Source organism: Limnospira sp. PMC 289.06 (genome assembly GCF_032350395.1).
Lineage (GTDB): Bacteria > Cyanobacteriota > Cyanobacteriia > Cyanobacteriales > Microcoleaceae > Limnospira > Limnospira platensis.
The window spans coordinates 1-5,618 of sequence record NZ_JARPLC010000195.1; the positions used below are offsets into that span (position 1 = coordinate 1).

The 5,618-nt window shown below is 43.8% G+C and carries 5 protein-coding genes and 1 pseudogene; 2 read left to right on the plus strand and 4 right to left on the minus strand.

The features are described 5' to 3' along the window. Positions 1 to 198: 198 nt before the first annotated feature. The 3 genes and pseudogenes from P5674_RS22835 to P5674_RS22845 form a co-directional block, all read right to left on the minus strand. Positions 199 to 1,656 carry a recombinase gene (locus tag P5674_RS22835; RefSeq protein ID WP_315670308.1) on the minus strand — a complete coding sequence of 486 codons (1,458 nt, stop codon included), beginning with the start codon at positions 1,654 to 1,656 and terminating at the stop codon, positions 199 to 201. Positions 1,657 to 1,719: 63 nt separating this feature from the next. Next, positions 1,720 to 2,865: a type IIL restriction-modification enzyme MmeI gene (locus P5674_RS22840; RefSeq protein ID WP_006616359.1), complete on the minus strand. Its 1,146-nt coding sequence runs from the start codon at positions 2,863 to 2,865 to the stop codon at positions 1,720 to 1,722. A gap of 41 nt (positions 2,866 to 2,906) precedes the next feature. Then, positions 2,907 to 3,791, minus strand: a pseudogene (locus tag P5674_RS22845) (Rpn family recombination-promoting nuclease/putative transposase). A gap of 230 nt (positions 3,792 to 4,021) precedes the next feature. Here P5674_RS22845 and P5674_RS22850 point away from each other — a divergent pair. Continuing rightward, positions 4,022 to 4,315 carry a fdxN element excision controlling factor protein gene (locus P5674_RS22850; RefSeq protein ID WP_014277236.1) on the plus strand — a complete coding sequence of 98 codons (294 nt, stop codon included), beginning with the start codon at positions 4,022 to 4,024 and terminating at the stop codon, positions 4,313 to 4,315. A 38-nt stretch (positions 4,316 to 4,353) separates the two neighbouring features. Next, a complete protein-coding gene (locus P5674_RS22855) occupies positions 4,354 to 4,650 on the plus strand; it encodes a XisI protein (protein WP_006616363.1) in 297 nt (98 codons plus the stop codon). 315 nt (positions 4,651 to 4,965) lie between these two features. Here P5674_RS22855 and P5674_RS22860 read toward each other — a convergent pair whose 3' ends face one another. Further along, positions 4,966 to 5,097 (minus strand): hypothetical protein, encoded by a 132-nt coding sequence (locus tag P5674_RS22860; RefSeq protein ID WP_286131424.1) that lies wholly within the window; start codon positions 5,095 to 5,097, stop codon positions 4,966 to 4,968. Positions 5,098 to 5,618 lie beyond the last annotated feature (521 nt).

The window sequence follows — 5,618 nt, forward strand, 5'->3', positions numbered from 1 at the left end:
CCGCTATCGCTGTCAGGATAAAGGTTTATAGTTAACGCTACTCGACGGAAATTAAGCGTCTATATAGCCTATAACCCCTATTCTACCGTTACTTAGGTATTACTCAAAACCATAACAGGATCCATCAATCTGTAGTCATAAAATAACCCCTAGGGGTTTAATCTAGGGGTGTTAATTTATGAAAGGTTGACGATTAGATTAATCTATCTGATAGATAACTCCGAGAAATGCCTTAGCTTCTGGAGTGTCAATATCAAACCCTAACGCTGTTAACCGTTCTATGGCTACATCCAATGGTATAGGTAACTTAGAGCATCCATCGAGAACTTCTAAGGTAGCGTCAATCCCTTGTGTTTTATAGTTACTCGCATTAACGATTGCGCTATGACCCATAAGTCTAGCTCTCAACTCGATGGGTAGTCCATACTTTTCACCTAACAGGTTGTACAGTCTACGAAAAGCATATTTCTGGGTTACCGGGCATTTCATACAGAAAATTGTGTTGGTAAACTTTTTGTCAAAGCCTCCGATTATGGTTTTGGGTTGAACGCCTTTTTTCGGGCTATATTCTGGCAATAACGGTCGTTTCAATTCTAGGAACTCAAACATTTCAGGGCTGGGAATTGGAGCTACAATCCTTCCCCCTGTTTTGATACTCACTTTCCGACCTTCTGAGTCAGTAAAGTAAGTGTAATCTCCTAATACCAAGTAATTGTCTTGATTATCGGGGTCTGACAGTGCTTTGATAGTGATACCATCATCCGTTACAAATGGCTTAGTTAGATTAACGGCCGCAGCTATCTCGGTAGGCCTTAACCCATACATTACTGCCATACCAGCCACCCATAACCAGTTATGTCGAGATGATTGACATCGAGGGTTTTTAATAGTATAGGCTTCTTGTTTGGCGCTATACCACCAATCCTTAAAGGCATCGATGCCTATCCGTTGTTTCTTTTTGAATTGTGTTTGTTTGGCGTTAATAGGTTCAAGCTGTTTGAGTAAATGGTCTTTGTTAGGTGATTTCTCAGCTATGGCTTTTAAGATGTAGTAACGTTCTTTAAATGTTTTGGAACCTACTAATTGTTCTCCATTCTGCAAGGGAATATATAGCATAGCCTTAAAACTCTCCCAGCTAGGGTATTCATCCCAGTTAGGAAACAACTTGAAATATACTCCTTTAGTAGCCTCGTAAGATGCTAAGTCGCTAGCGATATCGCGGGAACGTTTCCTTCCTGTGTTGCGGTTGTAACCCGCAAAATACTCATCCTCAATTTGTTTAAAGATGTCCCGATAGGTTATCAGATTATCCTCAATCTGATTTTTCCCTAGGATGGTTTTATCGTACCAATCCCAAAATTCACTAGCGCTAGTGATAGTCCCTAGGGCTTCTGATACCAGTTTAGCTTTCTTAACCCCGTCTATCACCCCTTGAGGTGTACACTCAAGATTAGCTGTCTTGGGTAGCCGTTTCCCGGTAGGTGGTTGCTTAAACTGCAATAGTAGGTTGTACCTAGCCCCGGACTTTTGTAGTTTGAGTGTCACTCCTTTGGGACATTCCCCTTTAAAGTCTTGATAGGCTTTCAAGAATCTAGCGTAACTCTCATCGTAGTTGCCCTTTCCCCCTACTGTAGGGGTATCAGTAGCGTTACTCATTTTTTACTCACTTGTTACTCTGTTATGGTTTTGAGTAATACCTAAGTAACGGTAGAATAGGGGTTATAGGCTATATAGACGCTTAATTTCCGCCTCAATTTTCCGCATTTCCTTATAAGCAATCACCAGAAAATTCCCGGACCCACAAGCCGGGTCAAAGACGCGAATTTTGGCGAGGCGTTGGCGCAAATTCAACAACTTGCGGCGATTCTCCCCAGCCGCCTCCAACTGCGATCGCAAATCATCCAAAAACAAGGGATTAAGCACCTTGAGGATATTGGGAACACTGGTATAGTGCATCCCCAAAGCGCCGCGCTCCTCCTCATCAGCCACCGCCTGAATCATGGAGCCAAAAATATCGGGGTTGATTTTTTTCCAGTCCAAATTCCCGACATGGAGCAAATAAGACCGGGCAATTTTGTTAAAACGCGCCACCTCCACACTGCCCGAAAATAGCCCCCCATTCACATAAGGAAACACATTCGCCCAATTGCGAATCCCGGCCGCTTCTCGCTGGTTGTGGGGGGTCGCCATCGCCCGAAATAGCTCCGATAGCACCTCATCGGTATTGGCAGCATCGGCGGCACTCATCTGGGCGATCGCATTTGTAAATAACTTCTCACTGTGGAAAATGTTGGTATCTTCCGCAAAAAAGCAGAAAATCAGCCGCGCCATGAAATGGTTAAACTTCTCGCGACCTTCCGCTTTATCCCAGTCTGGATTCAGCTTGAGTAACTCCACATACAGTCGATTGAGGCGACCTGTTGCTTTGATATCAAAGGCATTCTCGCGGATTTGCCGCACCGTGGTAATCCCCGCCAAAGGCAGGAAAAAGCCGAAATGGTTCGCAAAGTCTGGGTAATTACAGGCCACCATTTCCCCATCCCCCAGACTTTCCGCCTCCAAACTTTGGCCGTCCGTCGCCAAAATAAACTTAACCTTGTAGCGAGTGGTAGCGGGACTCTCGCGCAAAGCGGTCAGGGTGGCGGTGACTTCCCCTTCTCGGCAAACCTGCAAATGGATATTATTGCGCTGAAGTACCCCACCCGGTAAATCCGATTGATTGGTGCTGTGGCGATCGCTTTTCAGGCGCTTGATGGTGGTCGCCTTATTCCCAAAGGCTTCCAGGAAGCTATAGGGGAAGGCTTCCGGGTCAAAAGGTGCTTCCGCGAGTTGGGAAACTGCTTCCTCGATTTCAACAGCATTCATGGTCACAAATCCAAAAGACTGGGGTTCTTTCTCAACTTTAGCTAATCACTAAACCTCTCTTCCCGTAAAGTGGCAATTTCCTCTAAACTTAATCCAGTAGCTTGGGCGATCGCCTCATCATTCAGTTGACCCAATAAATTGCGAGCCGTCTCACGTTTTGCCTGTTCAATGCCTTGTTGTCGCCTTTCTTCAAGCCCTTGTTGTCGCCCTTGTTGTAGTCCCAATGCGATCGCACCCTGTTGGTCATAAATAAACATTTCCCGCCGATCTAACTCTTCTAATTCTTCTAGGGTTAATCCCGCTTGATTGGCAATCTCAAACGCTTGATTTAGTTCGGCGATATCATCCATGTTTTCAGGAATCGAAGTGAGCGATCAGGCAAATTTCATAAAATAAATCCATTTATCCGTCAGGGTTTCCAGTTCGTTGAGTTCTTTGGTAAACTTCGGCAATTCCACAAAGACTAACTCCATCCCATTATCTGGGTAGTACCAGCCCTCAGACTTCTCGCGATAGACAAACCGGGAAATCAATTGATTTTGTCCGGGGAACATATCAAAGTCGGTCAAGGTTAAAGCAATCACAGGTTTTAGGTCTCGATATGCTTGTCGTCTCCGTTCCAGTTGAAACGCATAGTTTTTCGCCGCATTAAATAAAACCCGCTTCCCAGAAAACTGCACATTCAAAACCTGAATTTGAATAATCACCAATGTGCCGTCATTCAAGTGCGCTTTAACATCGAGATAGGTATCTTTTAACCCTTCCAGTTGCGGGGGCAAATTTGGCTTAATGATTTCCAAGTCTTCAATAGTGGAATTTCCCTCATAGACCCAACCATTGAGAAAACTGATTAAGATGTTCTTGCTTTGTGCCGAACCAAAGATTTTTGTAAAAGCGTAGTCCGTTTTGGGGTTAATAAATATCATAGCCTGCCTACCCAACTCAGGTTCATGTTTGGGAACTAATTATAGCATAACTTGTGTATTTTGGAGTTCCCCCTGTGTCTAATTCCTGGGGAGTTTCCATTGCAGTTCACCTCTAGGCGGGTGACTGATTCATCAAATTGCGTCCAATTTCGAATCCCCTCTTACCCCAGTCATTCCAGCCCCTCAGAGGTTCAAACTCCTAGGCGCGATGATAGTTTGGTATAATAAGTTTGGATAGCATCAGGTTTATGCGATCGTTTATTATGGCTGCGGTGGAAGTCAAAAGTTTTTTGGCGAGGGCATCGGCAATTTCAGAGTTTCATACAGCCTTGGGGCAGTTCATTAACTATCGGGCTGCTTTAGGCTGTGAAGACCCCGATCGCATTCTTTATCTGGCTATCCCTAATTTAGTCTATCAGACTTTCTTTCAACGAGAATTTCCAGCCTCAATGGTGCAAGAAAATTCGGTAAAACTGATTATTTATGATATTGAATTGGAGCGAATTGTGCTATGGAAGGAGTGACAGATAAATTAAAGACCTATCAGCAAATTGTGCAATAATTGTTGATTGAATATGCCCAAAGTAAGCCAGCCTATGGGGAGATTGAGGTTGAGACTATTTTTGATACCCAACGAAATCATTATCAAATTGTCCATTTTGGTTGGCACCATCAGCGCTGGATTCATCAGGGTGTCATCCATTTAGATATCCGCAATGAGAAAATTTGGATTTTTTGCAATTCAACGGAGCATGATGTGGCGGAAGATTTAGTCAACTTGGGTGTCCCCAAGCAAGATATTGTGCTAGGATTTTACCCGCATTTTATGCGAGAAATGAGCGATTATGCAGTAGGCTAAAATAGAGCAACCAGTGCAACATAATAACAGGGCTGAAAACTTGAGCGATTGTTAGGATGGACACTGCCCACCCTACTCCTGTTAAAATACTAAACTTGACCTGCTCCCAAAATCCATTGGGAAATATCCGGTGCGAAAACGCAATAGCCCTTGATTGCTAAAATGTGTTATGATACTCTAATAAGACTGGCGGTTTCCCACTCATATTGGAATTGCTCAATGGTGCCGTCCTGGATTTTGGCGATCGCCTCAATATCCCGATCGCCCATAAGTTGAGGAAGTCTACCTTTTTCGGCAACAAAGCGATCAATTTCCTCAAACGAGCGCGATAATCCGTTCTTCTCTAGGGGAATATTCGCGAGTCGCTTCCGGGGCGATATCTATCCCCAACTGTGCCAACAGTTCTAAATCTTCATCAGTGGTAGATTTGGGCGTGGATTTAGCCATTGTTAGGTTTTACTTGTTTTTAGGGATCTTGGAAAACTGCCAAATATGGTGCGTAAGAAAATGCCCGATTGCGTTTTTGTCCAGTAATTTCTTGCAGAAGACCTATAGCGCTAAGATCTTTAATCAAAGTGTTGGCGTTAGGGTATGTCAAACTTGTAACCGATTGAGCGTGTTCCACCGTAAAAATTGGTCTAAAGTAAAGACTTTCAAGCAATGCAATTGCATTACCCGATAGCTTTTGATGAATTTCTCGAATTAATCGCAAACATACAGGCAGCTCCTCAAGACGTTCTAAACCATAATTAATTGCAGAAACATAGTTTACGACCTCAGCAACGTCTTTAGGATGATCCGCTTCTATAGCTTGAGATTCAAACTATTAGGGGTCGAGATAGACCGTGAGGTCTATCCCTCCCATTGAGAACCGTACATGAGACTTTTACCTCATACGGCTCCTAGTTTGACTGTCTCCTTGTTAAGAGTACAGCATCATCTCTTCATCAAGAGCTGTTTTATCATCG